The organism is Bacillus sp. AY2-1 (assembly GCF_008368965.1).
Lineage (GTDB): Bacteria > Bacillota > Bacilli > Bacillales > Bacillaceae_G > Bacillus_A > Bacillus_A thuringiensis_S.
Genome location: NZ_QPEL01000342.1, coordinates 1 through 860 on the forward strand (window position 1 = coordinate 1; position 860 = coordinate 860).

Genomic DNA, 860 nt, shown 5'->3' on the forward strand with positions numbered 1-860 from the left:
GTGACATACCAAGAGAATGGTTAATTATCCATATAATAGCTTCTCTTATTTTAATTTATCTATCTTTAGTTTACAGAAATGAGATAATAAATTTTGGGTATATAACATTCTCTTTTGGTCTTATTATTTCAATATTAATAATTTACGGGGTACATAAAGTAGCGATATTGCAAGAGTTACCTACGAAAGATAAGATGGGGCTGTTCTTTCCACTTGTTTATTGGTGTATGTTTCTTATAGTTAATATGAGTTTGAGTTCTCCAATAATAAGCAATTCTAATATTGATAACGCGGAGCAGTTTATAAAAACTGGTGGATGGCATGGATTGATCGGAAGATTTTTTAACGTTTCAAGTACTTATCATCAGGAGTTTATCACAATAATGTTAAAATTTTTTGGGATTGGATTACTTTATATAAGTTTGATTTGGATTATTAGATTCCAGTTGTTCTTTGTATTGAATTGGATTGTTAATGTGAAAAATAAAGGGGATACAAATAGCTGTATTATGTGGATGTATAAAAGGTTGTTTATTTATAAATTTACTAATTATATTATCGCGACTATATGTATGCTGTTGATTTCCTTTATATTGATAAATGGATTTGTGTATTTAATAGTACCAGGTATAAATAAAATCACATTAGCGGTATTCCAAGGAATTTAACTGTGGCAGAGTTGTGGCCGATTTTTGGCAGAAAATATGCCGGTTATTTTGAGGTTTCCATGTTATATTTATATTGTGAGAAGTGGCGGAAAACACAACTTACTATGTTGTTTCTAATATTCTAAACGGTTCGTAATATCGGCACATAAAATCCGAAACCAGCAAATGGTAGCGATTGAATGATACCGTTAT

General features: G+C 30.1%; 1 protein-coding gene. It reads left to right on the forward strand.

All coding sequences use genetic code 11. The features are described from left to right. Positions 1-668: hypothetical protein (locus DN403_RS31610; RefSeq protein WP_218948257.1), on the forward strand; the 668-nt coding region annotated here is incomplete at its 5' end. Between the last annotated feature and the right edge of the window lie 192 nt (positions 669-860).